At 36.1% G+C, this 19908-nt stretch carries 20 protein-coding genes; 14 read left to right on the top strand and 6 right to left on the bottom strand.

The window, feature by feature from the left end; genetic code table 11:
* The first annotated feature begins 19 nt into the window (after positions 1-19).
* Entirely contained in the window at positions 20-460 is a 441-nt protein-coding gene (locus tag NYE67_RS04020; RefSeq protein ID WP_340729282.1) for a VanZ family protein, read from the top strand.
* Between the two features lie 66 nt (positions 461-526).
* Positions 527-2098 carry a peptide chain release factor 3 gene (locus NYE67_RS04025; protein ID WP_340729283.1) on the top strand — a complete coding sequence of 524 codons (1572 nt, stop codon included), beginning with the start codon at positions 527-529 and terminating at the stop codon, positions 2096-2098.
* Positions 2099-2166: 68 nt separating this feature from the next.
* Here the strand turns inward: NYE67_RS04025 and NYE67_RS04030 are convergent, their stop codons facing one another.
* A complete protein-coding gene (locus tag NYE67_RS04030) occupies positions 2167-2955 on the bottom strand; it encodes an NRDE family protein (protein WP_340729284.1) in 789 nt (262 codons plus the stop codon).
* 143 nt (positions 2956-3098) lie between these two features.
* Here NYE67_RS04030 and NYE67_RS04035 point away from each other — a divergent pair, with 143 nt between their 5' ends.
* The 4 genes from NYE67_RS04035 to NYE67_RS04050 all read left to right on the top strand — a co-directional run bounded on the left by NYE67_RS04035 (position 3099) and on the right by NYE67_RS04050 (position 8895).
* A complete protein-coding gene (locus NYE67_RS04035) occupies positions 3099-6143 on the top strand; it encodes an efflux RND transporter permease subunit (RefSeq protein ID WP_340729285.1) in 3045 nt (1014 codons plus the stop codon).
* Complete coding sequence (locus NYE67_RS04040) at positions 6124-6327, top strand: hypothetical protein (protein ID WP_340729286.1); 204 nt, start codon at positions 6124-6126, stop codon at positions 6325-6327. Before NYE67_RS04035 ends, NYE67_RS04040 begins: the two co-directional genes overlap by 20 nt.
* A 350-nt stretch (positions 6328-6677) precedes the next feature.
* Positions 6678-7442, top strand: coding sequence for a TerC family protein (locus tag NYE67_RS04045; RefSeq protein ID WP_340729287.1), 765 nt, complete (start codon positions 6678-6680; stop codon positions 7440-7442).
* Positions 7443-7545: 103 nt separating this feature from the next.
* A complete protein-coding gene (locus tag NYE67_RS04050; RefSeq protein WP_340729288.1) occupies positions 7546-8895 on the top strand; it encodes a TrkH family potassium uptake protein in 1350 nt (449 codons plus the stop codon).
* Positions 8896-9186: 291 nt separating this feature from the next.
* On the opposite strand, the gene NYE67_RS04055 is transcribed toward NYE67_RS04050, so the two are convergent.
* A complete protein-coding gene (locus tag NYE67_RS04055; protein WP_340729290.1) occupies positions 9187-9474 on the bottom strand; it encodes a transposase in 288 nt (95 codons plus the stop codon).
* A 142-nt stretch (positions 9475-9616) separates the two neighbouring features.
* On the opposite strand from NYE67_RS04055, the gene NYE67_RS04060 reads away from it, so the two are divergent.
* Positions 9617-9784: a hypothetical protein gene (locus NYE67_RS04060; RefSeq protein ID WP_191698582.1), complete on the top strand. Its 168-nt coding sequence runs from the start codon at positions 9617-9619 to the stop codon at positions 9782-9784.
* A 59-nt stretch (positions 9785-9843) separates the two neighbouring features.
* Here the strand turns inward: NYE67_RS04060 and NYE67_RS04065 are convergent, their stop codons facing one another.
* Positions 9844-11577: a B12-binding domain-containing radical SAM protein gene (locus tag NYE67_RS04065; protein ID WP_340729291.1), complete on the bottom strand. Its 1734-nt coding sequence runs from the start codon at positions 11575-11577 to the stop codon at positions 9844-9846.
* 166 nt (positions 11578-11743) lie between these two features.
* Between NYE67_RS04065 and NYE67_RS04070 the strand changes: the two genes are divergently transcribed.
* A complete protein-coding gene (locus NYE67_RS04070) occupies positions 11744-13204 on the top strand; it encodes an ATP-binding protein (protein ID WP_340729292.1) in 1461 nt (486 codons plus the stop codon).
* 64 nt (positions 13205-13268) lie between these two features.
* A complete protein-coding gene (locus NYE67_RS04075; protein WP_340727104.1) occupies positions 13269-13715 on the top strand; it encodes a MarR family winged helix-turn-helix transcriptional regulator in 447 nt (148 codons plus the stop codon).
* Positions 13716-13837: 122 nt separating this feature from the next.
* Here the strand turns inward: NYE67_RS04075 and NYE67_RS04080 are convergent, their stop codons facing one another.
* The 3 genes from NYE67_RS04080 to NYE67_RS04090 form a co-directional block, all read right to left on the bottom strand.
* The gene (locus NYE67_RS04080) at positions 13838-14530 is read right to left on the bottom strand and encodes a chemotaxis protein (RefSeq protein ID WP_340729293.1); all 693 of its coding nucleotides are present in this window, start codon (positions 14528-14530) and stop codon (positions 13838-13840) included.
* A gap of 62 nt (positions 14531-14592) precedes the next feature.
* Positions 14593-15204 carry a CPBP family intramembrane glutamic endopeptidase gene (locus NYE67_RS04085; protein WP_340727106.1) on the bottom strand — a complete coding sequence of 204 codons (612 nt, stop codon included), beginning with the start codon at positions 15202-15204 and terminating at the stop codon, positions 14593-14595.
* A gap of 84 nt (positions 15205-15288) precedes the next feature.
* Positions 15289-15474, bottom strand: a complete 186-nt coding sequence (locus NYE67_RS04090; RefSeq protein ID WP_191698577.1) for a YkvS family protein — start codon at positions 15472-15474, stop codon at positions 15289-15291.
* Between the two features lie 177 nt (positions 15475-15651).
* Between NYE67_RS04090 and NYE67_RS04095 the strand changes: the two genes are divergently transcribed.
* From NYE67_RS04095 to NYE67_RS04115, 5 genes are all read left to right on the top strand, one after another.
* Positions 15652-15840 (top strand): hypothetical protein, encoded by a 189-nt coding sequence (locus tag NYE67_RS04095; protein WP_340729294.1) that lies wholly within the window; start codon positions 15652-15654, stop codon positions 15838-15840.
* 92 nt (positions 15841-15932) lie between these two features.
* A complete protein-coding gene (locus NYE67_RS04100; protein ID WP_340729295.1) occupies positions 15933-16136 on the top strand; it encodes an aspartyl-phosphate phosphatase Spo0E family protein in 204 nt (67 codons plus the stop codon).
* A 210-nt stretch (positions 16137-16346) separates the two neighbouring features.
* Complete coding sequence (locus NYE67_RS04105) at positions 16347-17213, top strand: NAD(P)-dependent oxidoreductase (protein ID WP_340729296.1); 867 nt, start codon at positions 16347-16349, stop codon at positions 17211-17213.
* 91 nt (positions 17214-17304) lie between these two features.
* A complete protein-coding gene (locus NYE67_RS04110; protein ID WP_340727110.1) occupies positions 17305-18210 on the top strand; it encodes a chemotaxis protein in 906 nt (301 codons plus the stop codon).
* Between the two features lie 155 nt (positions 18211-18365).
* The gene (locus NYE67_RS04115) at positions 18366-19907 is read left to right on the top strand and encodes a Ppx/GppA family phosphatase (RefSeq protein ID WP_340727111.1); all 1542 of its coding nucleotides are present in this window, start codon (positions 18366-18368) and stop codon (positions 19905-19907) included.
* The last annotated feature ends 1 nt before the right edge of the window (position 19908 follow it).

A 19908-nucleotide genomic window follows, 5' to 3' on the forward strand; every position in this document is an offset into this window, starting at 1 on the left:
TGTGTCTCGGGAAATTGTTATGCTCGTATTTTTCCTATATGGTATAAGCATCTTTTCGCAAACGATCATACCGAATTTTTATTTTTTAAATGGACAAATTGTATTTGATACATCCACTGCCTATGTCCGTAGTAATTTCACCCCATTACAAACGATTCTTTTATATTATGATCAATTAAATGGACCATTAGCGAATATCGCATTTTATAATTTGGCAGGCAATATTGTCCTGTTTATTCCGTTTGGTTTTTTTATACCGCTTTTATGGAAAAAACTAAGAGGCTGGCGCAAAATGCATATTGTCGCATTCAGCATACCGATATTTATAGAAGGGACACAATATTTTATCGGACGCAGCATTGATGTAGATGATGTATTATTAAATGCGATTGCAATTGTCATAGGCTTTGTCCTATTTAAAATAATGAAAAGAATACGTAAAATACTATCTCAAAAGTAAAAAAGGTTGTAACGAATGACTGTTGTCTTTTAAAATAAGAAAGTATGGAAAAAGGAGACGAAAACAATGACTTTAGAACAAGATATATTATCGCGTCGAACATTCGCCATTATCAGTCACCCTGATGCAGGTAAAACGACGATTACCGAAAAACTATTATTATTCGGTGGTGCAATTCGTGACGCGGGTACAGTAAAAGGGAAGAAATCAGGAAAGTTCGCAACATCCGACTGGATGGAAATCGAAAAGCAACGTGGAATTTCAGTTACATCCTCTGTTATGCAATTTGATTATTCAGGCTGTCGTGTAAACATTCTTGATACACCTGGTCACCAGGATTTCTCGGAAGATACGTACCGTACTTTAATGGCAGTAGACTCTGCTGTCATGGTTGTCGATGCTGCAAAAGGTATTGAGGCACAAACATTAAAGCTATTTAAAGTATGTAAAATGCGCGGCATACCGATTTTTACATTTATAAATAAATTAGACCGTCAAGGGAAAGAGCCTTTGGAGCTTATAGAAGAGCTGGAAGAGGTTCTAGGCATATCAGCATATCCGATGAACTGGCCAATCGGTATGGGGAAAGAATTCCTTGGAATTTACGATCGATACAATAAACGTATTGAGCAGTTTAGAACTGATGAGGAAAATCGCTATTTACCATTAAATGAAGAGGGCGGCTTAGCGGTTGATCATCCGATGAAAGTAACATCTTATTATACGCAAGCAATGGATGATATCGAATTGTTAAATGAAGCGGGTAATCAATACTCGGAAGATAAAATACGCCGTGGGGTATTAACACCTGTATTTTTTGGATCGGCTTTGACTAACTTCGGGGTACAAACATTCCTTGATACGTATTTAAAATTTGCACCAACTCCACAGCCACGTATTACAGAAGATGAGCAATTCATCGATCCTGTAGAGCACAAGGACTTTTCAGGGTTTATTTTCAAGATTCAAGCAAACATGAATCCTGCTCACCGTGACCGTATTGCGTTCGTGCGAATCGTTTCCGGTAAGTTTGAACGTGGGATGAACATGACGTTAGCCCGAACAGGGAAATCATTTAAAGTAACCCAATCAACGCAGTTTTTAGCAGATGACCGTGAAATAGTGGATGTAGCAGTTGCAGGGGATATTATTGGTCTATATGACACTGGTACGTATCAAATTGGTGATACAGTAGTTGGCAGTAAAAAAGGATTTAACTTTGAGAAGTTACCTCAATTTACACCGGAGATTTTCATGCGCGTTTCGGCGAAAAACGTTATGAAAGGCAAGCAGTTCCAAAAAGGTGTACTTCAGTTAGTACAAGAGGGTGCGATCCAATACTTCAAAACTTTACACACTGAAGATATTATCCTTGGTGCAGTTGGTCAATTACAGTTCGAAGTTTTCCAACACCGTATGATTAATGAATACAATGTTGAAGTAACGATGGAGCCAATCGGCAGCAAAATCGCACGTTGGATTGAAAACGAGGAAGATGTAAAGGAATCAATGCATTCTCAGCGCTCAATGCTAGTGCGTGACCGTTTTGATAACAAAGTATTTTTATTTGAAAATGAATTTGCAATGCGCTGGTTCACTGAAAAGAACGAACAAATTAAACTTTATAGCCTGCTGTAATAGGCACGTTTATTATAACCCGGCAATTTCTCAGTAAAGAAATTTGCCGGGTTTTTTATATTCATTTATCATGACTGGTGTCTGATGCTGCCAAGCTCTGTGGGTTTAATAGTAAAAGAACGATCAAATAGAAAGATACCTTTATCATAAGTGCGTTCTAAAAAATTGATATCTCCGTTTTTATTAAATATTATTGCTGTAGAACAACGTGTCCCATAATTGGGTAATTTCACAAATTGTGCTGAAAGTGCGCGTTCTAAATGAATGCCTACTCCAGTATTTGGCAATACTTCGTCATGTGCAATTTTATCATCTGATAATAATAAAATAAGATCTTGTGCTTCAAATTGTTTATTTTGAGTACTGTTTATTAATGCATTTTTCGCCTTTTCGACTTTTGGCCAAGACGTATTTAATGTAGCATTACTAAGACCGTAAGTACCTGGTTCGATCTTATTGTGCTCGTCGAATACGTTATTGTAATGACGCATTTGCTGCCCATCGAACAATAAAACGTTGTAGCCGCCATACAGATTCTTTTTTTTCCGTAATGAATCAATGAACGATTCAATTGGTTCAGTAGAAAGTAAAAACTGGGATACGATCTCTCCACGTGATAGGAGCGCTGTTTCTGGCTGGCTTGGCTCGCGATAGTTCGTAATGGCCGCAAATCGCCCGTTTTTCGAAAGCCCCATCCAGCTACCTTGTTGAAGTAAATCCCGACCACCTAATATAGCCGGCTTATCTTCCCAAAAATGAGCAGCTGCTGTCGGACGGTCATAAAATTCGTCACGATTTGCAATAATAACAAGCGGATAATTTGGATGAACTTTATATGAAAATGCAATTAAACACATAGTTAAACCCCCAAAAGAATATTGTTTGAAAATTTGTAACATTTTATTTTAGGAAAGTATTTTATTGTTGAATGGTAAAGGGAAAAGGAACCTTTACACGAATTTTAAATAATACGATGACAAAATGAAAGGATTTAACATCCATGAATATAAGCAGGTTTTCTATTAAACGTCCCGTGTTTACGATTGTTTCGATGATCTTTGTATTAATATTGGGAGTTGTTTCTCTATTTAAAATTCCGATTACTTTAATACCCGATCTGAATCCGCCCATTGGTGTAGTTGTTACAAGTTATCCAGGTGCGAGCCCAATTGAAGTCAACGAGAAAGTGACAAAGCCATTGGAAGCTTCTCTTTCTACATTGCCTGGTATAAAAAAGGTGCAGTCGACATCCCTTGAAAGCTCGAATTTAATTATTTTAGAGTTTAATTGGTCAACAAATATGGATAAAGTGCAAACTGATATATTGCAGCGCATAGATCTAGTTCCTCTTCCTGATGATGCCGGGAGACCTAGCTTTTTGAAATTCGATCCAGCGCAGTTTCCGGTTATTCAGCTTGCATTGGCAGCCAATGATGAAGATGTAGACATCCGGCAGATAGCGGAGTCGCTGGAACAGGAATTACAACGTACAGAAGGCGTAGCAAGTGTAACCGTTTCAGGAAAAATTGTAGAAGAAATCCAAATAGAACTGGATCCTCAAAAACTTGAACAAAAAAATTTAACACAAACGGACGTCATGCAAGTCATACAGGCAAGTAATATTTCAATGCCCGGTGCAGAATTAAGTACACAGGACAATCAGCTATTGACGACACGTGTAGTTAGTATATTCACTCATCCGGATGAAATAGCGAATATAGTACTGTCTGTGAATCCATTAACAGGGGAAGCCCTTAAAATTCAGGATATTGCGACTGTAGAACGAAAAGAGCAGGAAACAAATACGATAACGCGTGCTAACGATCAGTCGGCAGTTCTGATTTCAGTTTTGCAGGAATCTGGTGCAAATACAGCGAGTGTTTCTGAAACATTTCAAAAGGAACTCGATCGTCTATTAAACGAACCACAATATGAAGGAATTGAAGCAACCATTTTATTTGACCAGGGAGATTATGTACGTTTAGCTATTAGTAATATCAGCTCTTCTCTCATTTTTGGCGGATTATTTGCAATGCTTGTACTTTTATTCTTTTTATCTGGTATAAAGAGTCCGCTTATTATTGGGATTGCAATTCCTTATTCGGTAATCGTAACATTTGTACTCATGTACTTTGCAAACTTTTCGTTGAATATTATGACGCTTGGGGCGCTTGCTTTAGGAATTGGGATGCTTGTCGATAACGCCATAGTTGTTATTGAAAATATTGAACGACATTTAGAACTCGGTGAAAGTCCAATAGATGCAGCAATCAACGGTACAAAGGAAGTAGCTTTAGCGATTACTGCTTCAACCGTTACCACCATTGCCGTTTTTGTACCTGTTATTTTTATAAGTGGACTAATCGGTAAAATTTTTATGGAGTTTGCTTTGACCATTTCATTTAGCTTGATTGCTTCACTCGCGGTTGCTTTAACAGTCGTTCCAATGTTTGCAAGCCGCTTTTTACGTACGAAACCGGCAAATTCAGTTGAAAAGAGACAAAGCAAGTGGCTCTATCGAAATTATACGAAAGCTATAAAATGGGGATTAACGAGACGTGCACTCATTTTATCAATCACGTTAGCATTACTTGCTTTATCTGGCTTTGGGGTTTACAAAACAGGTACAGAATTTCTGCCTCCGACAGATGAGGGGTTTGTATCGTTATCCGTTAAGCTTCCAAATAGTGCATCGGTTGCAAAGACAGAAGGAATTGTTAGTGAAATAGAGGAAATGGCAAGGGAATATGAAGAAGTTGATGTTGTAGTAAGTTTAATCGGCGGCAATCAGCAATCTTTATCCCGGGAGACTAGTAAGCAAAATGAAGGAGAAATTTCGATTAAGCTCGTTGAACTATCTGAACGTAATCGCTCCATTTTCGACTTTGTTGAGCAATTTGAAAAACAGGTTCAGGAACAAATTGGGGAACGGGCAGAAGTTAGCTTTTCACTCTCTTCTTCATCAGGATCAACACCTAATACATTATCATTCCGAGTAACCGACAGTAATGAGAAGCGTTTAAAGGAGACAGTTACTCAAATTCAGCAAAGGCTTACAGAAATTGATTCGATAGTCGAGGTTACGTCAGATTTGGATGAAGTGAAAGAGGAAATCCAAATAGAAGTAAAACGGGATGAAGCAAATCAATATGGATTGTTGCCTTCGCAAATAGCTCAAACAGTTAATATGATGACTCGCGGTGCCTTTACAACACAAATTATTGCAGATGACAGTGAAGTGTTGGGAGTGTATACAGGCTTTGGTAAAGCTTTTCGGGAGGATGTAGAAGCTCTTAAAAAGATGAAGCTTCGTACGAATGCGGGTGTATTTGTTGAATTGCAGGAACTGGCAACAATTGAAATTAAAGAATCGCAGACGGCCATTCGAAGATCGGATCAAGCCGCGGCTATTGCAATTTTTGTGAAATATAAAACTTCAGAATCATTGAGCGGTATTTCTAAAAAGGTAGATGAAGCAATTCAGGGAGTAGGAGTTCCAACGACAACGAAAATTGTATTTGGCGGTGACCGGGAATTATTCGATAGCGCAAAGCAAGATATGATCATGGCGATTATTCTTGCAGTAATCCTTATTTATCTCGTTATGGGCGCTCAATTTGAATCATTTAAGCTTCCTTTTGTTATGATGTTTAGTGTTCCTTTAATGATAATAGGTGTTGCGGCTTCGTTATATTTAACAAATACATTGCTAGGTGTAACAGCGATTATTGGGATACTCATATTGGTTGGGATTGTTGTGAATAACGGAATCGTCCTTATTGATTATATTAATCAAAAACGTCAGCAAGGTTTAAATGTTACGGATGCCATTATTGCAGGGGTTCAGGACCGGATACGCCCAATTTTAATGACAGCTTTAACGACAATTCTAGGCTTAGTCCCGTTAGCACTAGGAATAGGTGAAGGTACGGAAATGAATCAACCAATGGCCATCGTCGTTATCGGGGGATTAATAAGCTCAACAATTTTAACTTTGTTTATCGTACCAATCATTTACAGTCTAATTGAAAAAGAAGCAAAGTAATTTTGCTAAAGCATATTTAAATGCAACTATATTTGACGGCGTAGCATCTGACAGAAGACTATCATACAATAGTGTTGGTCGCGAGAAAGCGACGAAAGAAATAAAGGATAACAAAAAGTATGGAATTGATCTGTTATTTGCTAAAATAAGGGAAGTATTATTGAGAGAATACGGAGTTTTGTAAAGTTTTGATGAATTTTGGAAGAAAGATTTGATTTTTCAAAACAATATCGTTAAAATAACAATATAATTGAATTGAATATCCATTGACATTTGTCAAAGGGGAGTAGCTATAAGAAATTAAAATAGTAGCTTAAGATGGCCACTACTTTTAATTGAACTTACTTCACATTCGTCATTACATGGTTAGGAGCCATCGGGTGTGATAGCATAAATTGTGCTTAGCAAGACCTTTGCCTATTTTTATAGGCAGAGGTCTTTTCTTTTTGGCAAAAATGCATGGATTTTTTTCAACTATCAATAATAAATGGCTGAATATTTGGCTACAAGTAAATTATTAGGAGGGAAACTTTCATGGAAGCAATTTTATTAGAATATGCATGGGTATTACTTGTATTAATTTTCCTTGAGGGGCTTTTGGCTGCTGATAACGCAGTCGTAATGGCGGTAATGGTAAAACATTTACCGAAAGAGCAACAGAAAAAAGCATTATTTTACGGATTATTTGGAGCATTCCTGTTCCGCTTTATCGCACTGTTTTTAATAACTTTCTTAGCGAAATACTGGGAAATTCAAGCGCTTGGTGCAGCTTACTTATTATTCATTTCCATAAAGCATTTATATGACAATCACTTCAAGAAGCAAGATGAAAGTCTAGAAATAAAAGAAACAAAAGGCTCCGGCTTCTGGATGACAGTACTAAAAGTTGAACTTGCTGATATCGCATTTGCAATTGACTCAATGCTTGCAGCTGTAGCGATTGCAATTACATTGCCACATATCGGTGACTATCATATTGGTGGTATTAATGCAGGTCCATTCGCTGTAATGTTCCTTGGAGGTTTTATCGGACTTGTTATTATGCGATTTGCAGCCCAAATGTTTGTAAAGCTATTAAACAACTATCCAACATTGGAAACGACAGCTTTCCTAATTGTAGGTTGGGTAGGGGTAAAATTGGCAGTATTAGCATTAGGTCATGAGAGCTTAGCCATTATTGATCCTCATTTCCCACATTCAACAATGTGGAAAGTAATCTTCTGGGCAGTACTGCTTGGTCTTGTAATCGGCGGCTACTTAGTAAGTGTGTATAAAAATAAAAAAGAACAGGCGAGTTAACTGTTATTTTTGGAGATACTTCTGTAATGAAGTATCTTCTTTTCATTTTCAATGGAATTTATTATACTAGAAAGAATGTAACAATATATGGGAGGCCATTTGTATGCCTTTTAAAAAAATAGAAAGGCGAAGTATTACGCCTTTCCAAATACTAATCACATATTATTCTATCGCTATACTTATTTCATATTTACTGTTACGTATTCCAGGGGTTCATATAGAGGGTGTGAGCGTGTCACATTTAGACAGCCTTTTTACAGCTGTTAGCGCGGTCAGTGTAACAGGTTTAACAACGGTTACTGTTGCTGAAACATACAGCGGCTTTGGACTGACAATGATTTTGCTTATCTTACAATTTGGAGCCATTGGTATAATGTCAATTGGTACCTTTCTATGGCTACTGTTTGGAAAAAAAATTGGCATGCGCGAACGCCAACTAATAATGATTGATCATAACCAATACAATCTTTCCGGAGTTGTAGCGTTGATACGTCAAATTGCAAAGCTGCTTATAATGATTGAAGCTACAGGTGCACTTATTTTGACTATTCATTTCAAGCGCTATTTTGCTACGTGGGAAGAGGCGGCAATAAACGGAATATTCGCGGCAATATCTGCAACGACGAACGCCGGGTTTGATATTACCGGTATGAGTTTACAGCCGTTTCATCATGACTATTTCGTTCAGTTTGTTTGTATGATTTTAATATTCCTAGGGGCAATTGGTTTTCCAGTTTTAATTGAAGTGAAGACGTATTTATTGAAAAAAGATCCTGCATTTCGTTTCAGTTTATTTACAAAGCTAACAACGGTAACATATATAGCGTTATTTGCATTAGGTTCTGTCGTTATTTTCATCATAGAAATCTTTCAGTCATTTAAAGGAATGCGGTGGCATGAAGCGGTATTTTCCGCAATGTTCCATTCGATCTCTACCAGGTCTGCAGGTTTAACAACATATGATGTCACCTCATTTAATGAAGCGACTCAGCTCTTTATGAGTGCCCTCATGTTTATCGGGGCATCGCCGAGTTCTGTTGGTGGAGGAATTCGAACGACAACATTTGCGATTGTTATTTTATTTTTAATTGCATTTTCCCGTGGGCAGTCCGATATACAAGTATTTAATCGTGAAATTCACCTTATTGATGTTTCCCGCTCTTTTGCCGTGTTAATTTTTGCAATAATGATGGTGTTGGGAGCAGCTATGTTGTTATTTATTACAGAAACACGTGCAACAATGATGGAAGTCATATTTGAAATAACCTCGGCTTTCGGAACGTGTGGAATGTCTCTTGGCATAACGGAAGATCTGACCCCCTTTGGAAAAATGGTGATTATGATACTCATGTTTGTTGGTCGTGTCGGGTTAATCTCATTCCTCTATACAATTGGTGGGTCATCCAGTAAGAAGAAATACCATTATCCTAAAGAGCGAATTATTATTGGTTAAAATCTATCTGAATATAATTTTAAGCAAAGGGGCTGGGACAGAAATGAAAATTTGATTGGAATAGATAAAACTCACAATAAGAAGCGGATACTCCATTAAATTGATTGGAATGGAGGGCGACTCCAGCGGGAAAAGCACGACGCCTGAGACTACAGGCTCAGGCCGTGCCCGCGGAAAGCGTCCCGGAATGGAAATCAATTTTTATACATAGCAAAAAAACGTCATTTTTCTCTCGGAGAAAAATGGCGTTTTTGGGGTATGTCCCAGCCTCTTTATATTACAGTAATAAATTTATCGCTCCTTCATTGTAAGAACCATTAATCGATAAATAACGAATATACCAATGTACGAACCGGAAATTAAAAAAAGTTCATTTAAAAATAAGGCGTGAATTTTTGTCATAAATACAGCATCATCAATAATGACTTGGTAAATGGAAGTGGAAGCAATGCTGCCGAAAATGATGACAAAAATAACTGCCAATATATTAAATAAAATTGCTGACTTACTAATTTTATTTCTTATATAAACCATGATAAGCGGAACAATAATACTTGAAACTACCAAAAATATTTTCAAAAAATACACTCCTCTCTTTAATTTGAATTATGCCCTCTTTTTTAGGGTATAAAACGAATAGGCTGTCTGAAACTATGTCCAACCACTTTGGTGGAATAGATTCTAGCTCAATTAGTTAATTTGTTGAACGGAGGTGATCAGTATGGAAAAAAAGAAAGGGAATGACCGGCAAAATATGCGAGAAGAGGTAGGACCGGAATTAAACCCGGATGATTTGGATCTTCGTGAAGATAATGATTTAACAGAAGAACAATATAAAAATACACATCATGAAAAGCAAACGGATGATTCTAAATCGAATAAGCAATAAGTTTTCGTGGTATAAAAAACGCTGCAAACTCCCTAGTAAGAGTTTGCAGCGTTTTTGGGTTAACTGAACGTGCTGAAGTATGGCTGTTGTCCATTGCGGAAGTATGTGAATAAATAGCCCGTCTTCTTTTGCGGTACACCGACTTCGTAATTTTCTAAATCAATGTGGAACGGAATAATTAATGAATGTTTGAATAATTCGCGTTCAGTAATTTGCATTGCTTCAAATTCCTCGCCTACAAGAGAAGGAGTTTCTTTAATGCGCGCATAGACATCCTTCATCTCATCCTCTGAAAGGCGATCGTCCCACCATAGTTTACGCGGCTGGAACTGCTGGCCTTGAAGGAAATCGTATTTCATCAAGCTTGTAATTACTTCTAAATCTGCGTGATCGACCGTTTGCAGAAACTCAAGTAAGCGACGGAATAAATCCTCTAGCTGATGCCCAATTCGTGACCAGCCTTTTGTTTCCCAGTATGTGCCGAAGCTTTGGAAGAAGTCGAATGGCGTTTCAAATACTTTTGTTACTAAATATTCAATCGTATTGTCCATACGATGTGCATTCCAATATTTCTCTAGTACGTCTTCTGCATGTTTAATACGTACGATATCATCAAAAGTTAACACATTATTTGAAAAAATTTCATATGGCGAAATATCAACATATGTGTAGCCATATTTTTCTGCTTCCAATCGTAAGCCTGTCCCACGTAGCAGTTTTAGGAAACCAAGCTGTAATTCTTCAGGACGCATTGCAAATACATCATTGAATGTTTTGCGGAATGAAGCATAGTCTTCTTCAGGTAGACCGGCAATTAAATCCAAATGCTGATCGATTTTGCCGCCTTCCTTTACCATTGTTACAGTACGAGTAAGCTTCTCAAAGTTTTGACGACGTTTTACAAGGTCGTTCGTTAAGTCATTAGTTGACTGGACACCTATTTCAAAACGGAACAACCCTTTAGGTGCATTGTCATTTAAAAATTGGATGACTTCAGGACGCATAATGTCGGCCGTAATTTCGAATTGGAATACGACACCTGGCTGATGTTCATCAATTAAAAACTGAAACATTTCCATTGCATAACTACGACTAATATTAAAGGTACGGTCTACGAATTTAATCGTTTTTGCCCCGTTATTCATTAAGTAGCGAATATCTTCTTTAATCTTCTCGCGGTTGAAATAACGAACTCCAACTTCAATAGAAGATAAGCAGAATTGACAGCTAAACGGACAGCCACGGCTCGTTTCAATATATTGAATTCGTTTACCTAGGTGAGGTAAATCTTCTTCAAATCGGAAAGGGGAAGCAATTTCCCGCAAATCGATTTTAGGTGGCTGTGCATGGATTTTTAATTTACCTTCTTCTAAATAGCAAATGCCCGGCACTTTGTCGAGAGGAATCTCACCAGTGAAGTGGCGAAGCATTTCTTTAAATGAAACTTCACCTTCACCCATAATAATGAAGTCAATTTCTTCATGTTTACGAACCCATTCATGGACATCATAAGAAACTTCCGGACCACCTAATACAATTTTGACATTAGGCAAAACCGTTTTTAGCATACGAATTACCGCAATCGTCTCATTAATATTCCAAATATAACAGCTGAATCCGACAACATCCGGTTTCTTTTGGAAAAGGTCGGATACGATGTTGAAAGCCGGGTCCTTAATAGTATATTCAGCAAGCTCACAGTCGAATTCAGGCAGGGCTGCTGCTTTTAAATAGCGAATCGCTAAATTTGTATGAATATATTTTGCGTTAAGTGTACTTAATATGATTTTCATTATTTTATTCTCCTCTTCATACACTCTATTGTAGCAGTGTAAACAGCTTCAAACAATATGGGAGAATATACCCATTTTATTACAATTACAAATATGGAATAATATAATAATAACAAGTATATATCAGAAAATTCTATAACTTCTAAAAAATGGAGGAAATAATGTATTGGAAGGAAAATCGCCTATGATGGTAGAAGCGCTTTTTAATGAATCGAGTGAGCAAATTATTATCTTTAATCGCCTAGGAAACTTGGAATTTATCAATAAAAAGGCGGAAGAAACTTTAAAGTCTGTGCATCTTCTTTCAAACTTTTGGAGTAACACTGATAAAAATAATAGCGAATGGGAACGATTTATACGTACCGTAATAGAAAATTCAACTTCTAGTACAACTTTATTTTTAGTAAATAAATATCATCAAAAAATGCCAATTAAGATTTGGGGATACTATCTTCAGCAGAAGCAGCTGATTTTTACACGAATTCAATTAAATCCTTCAAATGTTATTTCGTTTGAAGAAAAAAACGATATGATCGTTTTCCAGAATTTGATTAATGGAATGGCCCAGGGTGTAATATTAACGATGTTAGATGGAAAGATATTATCGGTGAACGAAATGGCTTTACATTTATTGGATAGAAAGCCTGCGCAAATAGAAAATCGCAGCTATGATTATCTATTTGAAGATTGTCACTATGAATCATCGGTTATTGTCCAATACTATAAAAAGATTTCAAATCGTGAAATGGCCAGCCTCTTTGTAAAAAAGGAAACAGCTGACGGAAAAACGGTTTATTTGAATTTCATAAGTAAAGTAGATGAAAATCTAGGGCTTTTGGTAACAACAATCATTGATCAAACAGAAGAAATGATACTGCTTAAAAAGATTGAGCATCAGCAGTCGTTATCTTTCATTGGTCAAAATATTGCATCAATTGCGCATGAAATCCGCAATCCAATGACTTCTATCCAAGGATTTATCCAAATGATTAAAAGCAGTTTAAATGAGGAGCAAAATCCTTATTTTCAAATTGTAGAATCGGAACTAAAAAGAATGGATGACTTGCTTGTAGATTTATTAAGTATTGCAAAACCTAAGAAGCAAGTGTTTAAAAGCCTGGATATGAAAGTACTTGTGGATGAAGCTATTCAACTTATGCAACCGACAGCAATGACGACCGATGCGATGATTGTATTTGAATATGATGAAGAAATCGAATATACAATGATGGGGGATTATAGCCGTTTAAAACAAATGGTTATAAATATACTTAAAAATGCTATAGAATCAGTGGAATGCAATAATTATATTGTTGTGAAATTACTATATTCTAAAGATTCCTCTATTAAGCTCTCTATAAAAGATAGTGGGAAAGGCATGGACTCTTTGGACTTGGAAAATGCATTAAACCCATTCTTTACTACGAAAGAATATGGTTCCGGATTAGGGCTTTTGCTCGTTCAGTCTGTTATAAAAGAGCATGATGCGATTCTTCATATTGAGAGTGAGGTTGGTGTAGGTTCAAACTTTATCATTGAATTTAATCCACAAAGTAATAGAGAATTTATGAACCCGATACATGCCTACAAAATAGGTGAGAGTAGAATTTCAGCGAATATGAAGTGATTTTGACAAAACTTTCAATCCATCGCTATAATAAGCATATTACTCAAAATAGAGGATGGTATTTATGGCTTCAGAGGAAGTAAAACAATCGTTGAAATTATTTATTGTATTATCAAGAGCGCATAAAGCGATAAATGAAGCGACGAATCAATTTATACAAAAAAATGGATTAAACCCAACAGAATTCGCAGTTCTCGAACTTTTATACCATAAAGGCCGCCAACCATTGCAGCAAATAGGAACAAAAATCTTATTGGCAAGTGGTTCGATTACGTATGTGGTTGATAAATTGGAGAAACGCGAGTTTTTGGCTCGGATATCGTGTCCAAACGATCGACGTGTAACATATGCTGAAATTACCGATTTAGGTTCTGAATTCATGGACAAGTTATTTCCAGAGCATGAGCAGCATTTACATGCGTTACTGGATGCTTTATCAGGAGAAGAAAAACAAACAGCAATAGAATTGCTAAAAAAACTCGGTTTATCTATAAAAGATTTATCCTATTAGAATAGAATATATTAATAGTTGGAGTAGTAGCAGAAAGGGGGCTGTATCAAAAGTCGAATCGACTTTTGATACAGCCCCCATTATTGAGTGTACAAAAAATGAATTTTACTTTCCCTTATCTTTTATTGAATAGTTAAACCCATTTGGATAAAGGCATCCATTAAGTCTGCTTGTGGTTTATCGTAAATAGTTAATGCGGCAATTAAATTAGATCGTTCAAGCACTACTTTTACCACTTTTTCTCCATCTACTACGCCTTCATATCCCGTAATATTCAAAATTTCCGGACGTTCTGTTAAAATAGTTGAAAATTCTAGTTCCTTTAAATTATCCGGTGCAATTGCAAAAATTGTTTCTTTTGCTGTTGCTTTTATTTGCTCAAAAGTAGCTTCTTCTTTATTAATAACTTCAATTTGCATTGAAAGTTCGTCATCCTTATTAAAAATTAGATGATCAACACCAGGTTCCTCTGCTACTAAAGTATAATCTTCAAAATGCTGAATTGTATAATTCATTTCTTCACTTTTCGCTTCAACTACTTCTTCAGTAAAAGGCTGATTATTAGAAGAATAAGTTAATGTAGTAATCTCTTCTTTCTTTACATCTTGCTCATTTTTCGGTTCTTCAGCTGGATCTGCAGACTCCGTATTTTCCTCTTGCTGTTCTTCTTGTTGTTCATCACTTTGAACTTGCTCATTTTCTAACTGTTCTTCATTTGCCGCTTTCGTAATCGGTTCCTCTGTATCGGTATTACATGCTGCTAATACAGTAGAAAGTATAAGTGCTGCACTGATTGCTGTTAATGATTTTTTCATAATGCTCCCCCTTTTAAATGTATAGACGGAATTTGGAAAGATAAGTTTCTGCTTTTATTGTATCAGAATAAAGGTAAAACTAAAAATAATAGTAAAACAAACACGATATGTGAAACGATAATTAGCGGTAAGCTTTTCTTCCATTCGTATAGTGTACCCCATAAAATACCTGCAACAATTGCTGCTAACGCACCTGGCATAAAGCCGCTAAGCGCTAGTGAAAGTGAAAATAAAATAGAAGTAACAATAACGGCCCAAAAAGGTGATGTGAACTGTTTTAATTGTTGTTGTACATAGCCACGCCAAAACATTTCTTCTCCAACAGCAACTATAAAAATTAACAGCAGGTAATGGAAAATATTTTGTGGACCGTATACATCCAAGAATTTCGTAATTTCATTTACAGCATTTTTATCGATATAAGGCATTAGCATATAGCCGAGTTTTACGAGACCATATGTAATCGTTCCATAACCTATACCAAAAATCAAATACTGCCAGGTCGGAATACGGTCTTCAAATTTTCCCGCCACTAAACTTATCGCAATTCCTACTAGCAATGTAAACGCATATAAATACCAAAAAACGGATTTCTCATAAAATGTAAAATACATCATACTAAAAATAAACACTAATGCCACAAGGAGAGTAATGGTTTGTTTCTTGTTTTTCAATGAATTCAGCCTCCTTTACGTATGTTAACAAAAAATACCCCTTTTATCATCTTCTCAATGTTAAAAAGGGTATTTTGCATTAAATTATTCGTTATTAGCTAATATTTTATACCGTTTGTGATTAACAACTGTTTTTTCTTCCATTTCTAAATCATGAAAATTATCCGTAATTGTAATATCTACAATGACTGAATTCTCATTCACCTTTTCAACGACACCTTTTATGCCGTCTTTAAACTCGATTATATTTCCAACTTCAGCAATTTTCATACACAGTCAGCCCCTTCATCGACTAATAAATAACAGTTTGTTTGAAATTATACTATAAAGTTCTGTTAGTTTGAATAATTTTGTCATTTTAATATTATTTATTTATTTTTTCTTTTAGAATAGGAGTTTAATTTATGGGATAATAATAAGAAAATTAGAAGAAGGAAGTGTGTTTAAATGGCTGACTATCAAGCAATACTAGATCAATTACGAAATGGAGAAGTCAAGTCTATATTAATTAAGAAGAGTGATTTTTTACATTTTCGTGAACATCTGGTAAATGATCCACAATTTAAACATTTCCGCGGGATAGCAAAGCAAGGCGGAGACGTTGAATACACATTTTTAGAAAATCCAAGAACATAATTATTGTCGAATTTTGCATAATGATTTTTTTGTAAGATCCTTAAAAAGAGAGTATAATAATGGTAATTCACTATGATGAGGAGGGTGTAGGGTTGGGTAGAGCAATACGGGATACGGCGCTACTAATCGAAATTGAATTGAAACGAAAACAAATGATTCAATCAGGCTTGGAAAATGGATTGCAAAGTGATATTACCCTTCAGTTAAGCAAGCAAGTTGATCGCTTAATGAATGCTTTTGATCAATCGCAAAATGAAAAAATATTTATACACTCGGCGAATGAAAATAATTTATAAATTTATGTTTAAATTTCTAATGTGGGGGAATAATAACTTTGAACACAGCAACATTCTCATTTCCCCCTTTAGAGTAGAAGCGAAAAAAACGCTACTGCTCTCTTTTTTTTTGCAAAATAATCAATGTTATTCGCAATTTTTAGAAATTACTGACATTGAAGTTTATTCTAGTTTTGTTAAAATAAAAGAAAATACTAAAGGGGAATAGTTATGAAATCACAAAAAATTGGCTTCATTGGCACAGGGGTAATGGGGGCAAGCATAGTAAAGCATTTACTCAATGCAGGTCATGAAGTTACGATATATACAAGAACAAAAAGTAAAGCGGAAGAGCTGATTACATTAGGCGCGATGTGGGCGTCTTCACCCGCAGAGGCTAGTAAAAATCAACAAATTATATTTACGATGGTTGGATATCCAAAAGATGTTGAAGAAGTGTATTTTGGTACCGGTGGAATTTTCTCTGTTGTAAAAGAAGATACGATTCTTGTTGATATGACTACTTCCGAACCAACTTTTGCGAAAAAAATTTATAATGAGGCAAAAAGTAAAGGTCTACATAGTTTAGATGCACCTGTTTCGGGTGGCGATATTGGCGCAAAGAATGGAACCCTATCCCTTATGGTTGGAGGAGACTTTAATATCTTCGAAAAAATGAAGCCTGTTTTTGAAGTGTTTGGTCAAAATATAATTTATCAGGGTGAAGCCGGAAATGGGCAACATACGAAAATGTGCAATCAAATAGCAATTGCCTCAGGAATGATCGGGGTATGCGAATCGATGGCTTACGGACTTAAGGCGGGTCTTTCGATGGATGATGTTCTTCGCTCGATTACAGCCGGTGCTGCAGGCTCATGGTCCTTATCAAACCTTGCTCCTCGTATACTTCAGGGTGATTTGGAGCCAGGTTTTTATATTAAACATATAATTAAAGATATGAAGATTGCTCTTGATGAAGCAGAGCGCATGAACCTCCAACTCCCAGGTTTGGCCTTAGCCAAATCGATGTATGATCAATTGCTTGAAGAAGGTTATGGTGATAACGGTACTCAGGCATTAGTTGAATTTTATAAGTAAGTAATTTGACATAATATTTATAGTAGATACAAATGCCGCATGATACAATAGAGTTATTGTTAACCTGGGAGTTTGGAAGGAGAGGCATGTATTGGAAAAACAAAAAGGGATTTTACTGGAAAGTGGAACGAATGAACTTGAAATTGTTGAATTTGAAGTAGCAAATAATAAATTTGGTATTAATGTAATTAAAGTTAAGGAAATTATTCAACCAATTCCAGTCACATTTATTCCACATGCACATCCACATGTAGAGGGAATTATACAATTACGCGGAGAAGTGTTGCCGGTAGTTGATATGCTGAAAGTGTTGGGAATACCAACAGAAAACCGAAATCCACAGCAAAAGTATATTGTGGCAGAATTTAATAAGCAACGTGTAGTATTTCATGTAGATAATGTTACGCAAATTCACCGTATTTCCTGGGATCAAATCGAAAAGCCTTCTGATATGTATCAGGGCGGGACATCACAAGTAATAGGTGTTATTAAGCATAACGATGAAATGATATTACTTTTAGACTTTGAAAAAATAATGGTGGATATTAATCCTGAATCGAGTATCAGTGTAGAAGCGGTGAAAAAGCTTGGTAAGCGTGAGCGAACTGAAAAGAAAGTCATAATTGCTGAAGATTCACCGTTGCTGCGTAAACTATTGTTCGATACGATGAACGAAGCAGGCTATGTTAATACAGAGTTTTTTGAAAACGGTCGTGATGCATACGATTATTTGGAAGCGCTAGCCAAAGCGGATAAAGAAATTGAAAAGTATGTCCAAATGGTTGTTACAGATATTGAAATGCCCCAAATGGATGGGCATCATTTAACGAAGAAAATTAAATCCCATCCGGATTTACAAAAGCTCCCTGTAATTATTTTCTCCAGCTTAATTACCGACGATTTACGTCATAAAGGAGAAAAAGTAGGAGCAGAAGATCAAATTTCCAAGCCGGAAATTACAGAATTAATTTTACGTATGGACAAACTGATTTTGTAAAACCCATACAATAAATTGATACTTCCTTTTAAAATGTATAGAATAATGAAAAAGCCGGGTACTTGTAAAAGTAATTCCGGCTATTTTTGTATAGTGATTCGATCATAATCTCCACTTATGAACTAGAAACATGAAAAAGGAGGCGAAATGCACCTATGAAAAATTTAAAAACAGCAATTATTGATATAGGTTCAAATACAATTCGACTTGTACTCTATTCTTATAGTAAAAATGAAGGTTTAAAAGAATTTGGAAATATAAAGACAGTAGCACGTCTGCGCACGTATCTTATGCCGAATGGAGAAATGTCCGAAGAGGGGATAAAATTACTGGCAGAAACGTTAAAGTCATTTCGATTAATATTGGCAGATTATGAAGTGACAGATGTTAAGGCTGCAGCGACTGCTGCGGTACGCCAAGCGTTAAATAATGAGGCAATCATTCACCGAATGAAAGAAGAGACGGGCATTAATGTAGATATATTATCAGAAGAAGAGGAAGCTTATTATGGTTTTGTTGCAGTAGCACATTCGATGGATACCCCTTCTGCAGTAACAATAGATATTGGTGGGGGTTCTACAGAAATTACTTTGTTTACGAATAAAAAACTTCAAAAAACAATTAGCTTTCCATTTGGGACCGTTACATTAAAACAGAAATTTGTAGGCAATACCATCATAAGTGAAAAGGAACGTGAGAAACTTTGTACTTTTTTGCAGGAACAATTTTCCTCTTTAAAATGGATTGTCGATGCTAAATTGCCGGTTATTGCAATTGGTGGTAGTGCCCGTAATATTGCGCAAGTTCATCAACAGAAAATAGGCTATCCATTATCAGGTGTTCATCAGTACGAAATAAAGCTTAACGAGTTAAAAAAGCTTGGTGGTTATTTGACGGCATTATCGTACGACGAGTTAATACAACTAGATGGGCTCTCTTCAGATCGTGCAGATACGATTGTACCCGCTCTCGAAGTATTTATAGCGCTTATGTCTGTTGTAAATACAGACAGTTTTCAGATCAGTAAGAAAGGTTTGCGGGAAGGGCTTATTATTAGCCGTGTTTTGCAAGGAAATCCAAAAGCATATAATAAATATAATGTTTTTGAAGAGAGCGGCAGGCAGCTTGCTTTAGCCTATGGTCGTTCTGAAGAAGAAGCCGCCACATTAGAAAAACTGACAGAGAACTTTTACGAACAATGTTGTAAAGGGAAATTATTTGAATTCAATGATGCTGATTTACAGCTCTTGAAAAAATCAGCTAAGGTTTATGCAATAGGAGAATATATTGAACTGGATTCATCCAGTCAGCATACATTTTATTTAATTTCAAATCAATCTATAGCTGGTTTATCCCATTTAGATCGAGTGCAGCTTGCGTTACTCGCATCTTATAAAAACCGGGATTACTTTGCAAGATTCGCCAAACCATATGAAACGTGGATTTCAAAGGAAGAATTGAAAAAGCTTCGAGATTTTGGTGCTATCCTGAAATTCATCTATGCTTTGAATATGACGAAGCGCAATGTTGTAAAGAAACTTTCAATACAAAAAGTAAATGATTACCTTCAAATAGAGGTGATTACAACAGAACGGGCTATTGCCGAATTGGCACAAGCAGAAAAACAAAAAAAGCATATAGAACGTGTTTTCAAAAGTGAAGTGAAACTTTTATTCAAAGAAGAAGGGTGGAATTAGG

Origin of the sequence: Solibacillus sp. FSL W8-0474, from assembly GCF_038004065.1 — a bacterium.
In the GTDB taxonomy this organism is placed as follows: domain Bacteria; phylum Bacillota; class Bacilli; order Bacillales_A; family Planococcaceae; genus Solibacillus; species Solibacillus faecavium.

Bases quoted from the DNA above. Each gene is read 5' to 3' on its own strand.
- NYE67_RS04020 (WP_340729282.1), top strand. From the start codon at position 20: ATGCTCGTATTTTTCCTATATGGTATAAGCATCTTTTCGCAAACGATC.
- NYE67_RS04025 (WP_340729283.1), top strand. From the start codon at position 527: ATGACTTTAGAACAAGATATATTATCGCGTCGAACATTCGCCATTATC.
- NYE67_RS04030 (WP_340729284.1), bottom strand. From the start codon at position 2,955: ATGTGTTTAATTGCATTTTCATATAAAGTTCATCCAAATTATCCGCTT.
- NYE67_RS04035 (WP_340729285.1), top strand. From the start codon at position 3,099: ATGAATATAAGCAGGTTTTCTATTAAACGTCCCGTGTTTACGATTGTT.
- NYE67_RS04045 (WP_340729287.1), top strand. From the start codon at position 6,678: ATGGAAGCAATTTTATTAGAATATGCATGGGTATTACTTGTATTAATT.
- NYE67_RS04050 (WP_340729288.1), top strand. From the start codon at position 7,546: ATGCCTTTTAAAAAAATAGAAAGGCGAAGTATTACGCCTTTCCAAATA.
- NYE67_RS04060 (WP_191698582.1), top strand. From the start codon at position 9,617: ATGGAAAAAAAGAAAGGGAATGACCGGCAAAATATGCGAGAAGAGGTA.
- NYE67_RS04065 (WP_340729291.1), bottom strand. From the start codon at position 11,577: ATGAAAATCATATTAAGTACACTTAACGCAAAATATATTCATACAAAT.
- NYE67_RS04075 (WP_340727104.1), top strand. From the start codon at position 13,269: ATGGCTTCAGAGGAAGTAAAACAATCGTTGAAATTATTTATTGTATTA.
- NYE67_RS04080 (WP_340729293.1), bottom strand. From the start codon at position 14,530: ATGAAAAAATCATTAACAGCAATCAGTGCAGCACTTATACTTTCTACT.
- NYE67_RS04090 (WP_191698577.1), bottom strand. From the start codon at position 15,474: ATGAAAATTGCTGAAGTTGGAAATATAATCGAGTTTAAAGACGGCATA.
- NYE67_RS04095 (WP_340729294.1), top strand. From the start codon at position 15,652: ATGGCTGACTATCAAGCAATACTAGATCAATTACGAAATGGAGAAGTC.
- NYE67_RS04105 (WP_340729296.1), top strand. From the start codon at position 16,347: ATGAAATCACAAAAAATTGGCTTCATTGGCACAGGGGTAATGGGGGCA.
- NYE67_RS04115 (WP_340727111.1), top strand. From the start codon at position 18,366: ATGAAAAATTTAAAAACAGCAATTATTGATATAGGTTCAAATACAATT.